The organism is Halanaerobium salsuginis (assembly GCF_900114545.1).
Classification (GTDB): Bacteria; Bacillota; Halanaerobiia; order Halanaerobiales; family Halanaerobiaceae; genus Halanaerobium; species Halanaerobium salsuginis.
In genome coordinates, this window is the sequence record NZ_FOTI01000085.1 from 1 (window position 1) to 2,485 (window position 2,485).

The window sequence follows — 2,485 nt, forward strand, 5'->3', positions numbered from 1 at the left end:
TGCTTTTGTCAAGCGAAAAATGTACCACCCTACCAATCGAATTGTGTACCACCTAGCTAAAAAAGAAGGAGAAGAAGTTATCTCCTTAGGTAGTTGAATTACTGGTCTTTTTTAGTTTTCTTCTGCTGGTCTAAAAGTCGATGACTTGGTCCATTAAATAACATAATTTTGCTGTTGTGAATTAATCTATCAATAATTGCAGCAGTCATTCTTTCATCATGAAAGACTTTAGCCCATTCAGCAAATTCAAGATTGCTGGTTAAAAATATGGATCCCTTTTCATATCTTTCAGAAAAGATCTGAAACATTAACTGAGTAGCCTGATTTGATAGTTCAACAAAGCCTAATTCATCAATAAGTAATAAATCAAACTTGTTAATCTTTTTTAAGAATTTCAGCAGCTGTTGTTCTTCCTGCATTTCAATTAATTGATTGCATAAACTAGCTGCAGTAAAGAATCCAACTGATTTACCCTGTCTGCAGGCTTCAACACCTATAGATACCATTAAATGCGACTTTCCAGTACCTGGAGATCCTAAAAACAGGACATTGGTTTTTTGGTCAATAAATTTGCAGCTAAATAGTTTCATAACTTCTGTTTTTGATATAAAAGGAGCATCAGAAAAATTAAACTTTTCGATTGTCTTTAGACTTGGGAACTTAGCCTGTCTTAATAGCCTATTAAATCTGTTGTTTTCTCTCATGATGACTTCATGTTCAACTAAATTATTGAAGAATTGCTCATGATTCAAGTTGTTATCTTTAGCTTCTTTTAAGGTATCATCATAGCATTCTACCATACCTGGTAGACGACAGAACTTTAGTTTTTCTTTCAATTTATCATCCATTTATCTCACCATCCCTTCTTAGTAAAGTATCATACTCACTTAAAGGAAGGTAAGTGGTGTGGATGTGATCAATATTTAAATCTTTTAAGATTTCATCTGCTAAATACTCTGTACCACTGGTACACTGAATTTGACAGCGAAGTACACTTAATACATCTTGATAGCTGTATCTGTTTTTCTGATCCAGTTCTTTTAGTATTTTAGCAATAGTTTTTACTGAATGTTCTCTGGTCAACTTTAATATATCAATAAATTCTCTGGTTCCCTTAGATTTAGATCTTAGATGAGCCTGAATCATTCTATGATACTCAGCATAAATAGGTGGTAGATCCCAGTCCTGTATCACTTTGGCCTGTTCATAAGCTCTTGCTTTTTTTCTAATCAGGCTCAGATAATGATAGGGATTAAGATTTTCTTTGTTCTTACCAAATAATCGCTCATGCTCAGCAGCAACTTTATCTTTGTATAAAAGCTTGATTTTAAATGGATAAAGCTTAGCCTGCAGCCTCTTGCCAACATATTCAGTCGGTACAGAATAGCGGTTAGTATCTATGTGAACCAGCTGATAGCTGTTAACTTTAACATCTTTAATTCGGGCATATTCATAAATTTCTTTTAAGGGAAGAAAGTCTTCAGCAAGGAGCCTTTTCTCCCAGGTTTCACCAAGATGCTTTTTAGTTCTCAGTCTTTTTAAACATTTTTTAATCAGCATCTGATTTGTATCCTCATAACTGATAAACTCTGGTCTGGGTAAAAAGTAATTATTCTGGACATACTTAACTAAGTTCTCAACTAAGCCTTTTTCGTTCCCCTTACCAGGTCCACAAAACTCTGCTTCAAAGCAGTAGAAAGACTGGAACTTAATGAATTCCTCCTGCAGTATACGCTCCTGTTCTGTAAGTACTTTTTTAACAGCAGGTTTAAGATTATCAAAAATTATCTTTTTAGGTATACCACCAAAGAACTTAAAAGCCGAAGTGAGGCCATCAAAAAAGAATTCTGTTTGTTCTCTGGGATAGCTTTTTACAAATTCACCTTTCCCAGAACATAATTTAGCACAGAAAGCATGCTGTTTGACAGGGACACCTTTTTTAACAGAGTATACTTCACCAAAGTCTACCTGGAGCGAACCGCTAATTGGAACTAATTTAAGGTATGCTTCCTGCTGGTGAATATGTAGTTCATCTTCTGATTTTCTGCACTGATATGTGAAAGAAGAGTAGCTGCCAGGATAATCTTCTTCACAGATTAATTCATACATCCTAAGTTTTGTTAGTTTTTGACCTTTAGGAGCTTCATGGTTAGCTTTAACCATTTCTTTTATTCGATCTTTGAAATCTCCATTTACTGGCTGTGGTCTTTCAGTACTTAGTCTGTACTTTTGCTCTGGATTCTCAATTGCTCTGGTTATCGTATCTCGGTGTAATCCAGTTTCCCGAGCAATAGCTCTTTTGCTTTTCTTTTGATTAAAATACAAAAATCTAATATAATTATATTGTGCCATTTCTATCACCTTTCTTACCTCCCGCATAATATGATTTGTGGTTAAATCAATTATACAGGAGGCGGTGATAGAATGGTACATTTTTCGTTTAGCAGACCATTAATTTTGGTATACTTTTAGTTTAGTATATGCA

The 2,485-nt window shown here is 34.5% G+C and carries 2 protein-coding genes; both read right to left on the minus strand.

Features of this window, described 5'->3' with window-relative positions; translation table 11 throughout:
* Positions 1–98: 98 nt before the first annotated feature.
* Entirely contained in the window at positions 99–848 is a 750-nt protein-coding gene (gene istB, locus BMZ74_RS14210) for an IS21-like element helper ATPase IstB (protein ID WP_089862860.1), read from the minus strand.
* Complete coding sequence (gene istA, locus BMZ74_RS14215) at positions 841–2,352, minus strand: IS21 family transposase (protein WP_245750905.1); 1,512 nt, start codon at positions 2,350–2,352, stop codon at positions 841–843. The genes istB and istA overlap by 8 nt, the downstream gene beginning before the upstream one ends.
* Positions 2,353–2,485: the final 133 nt, after the last annotated feature.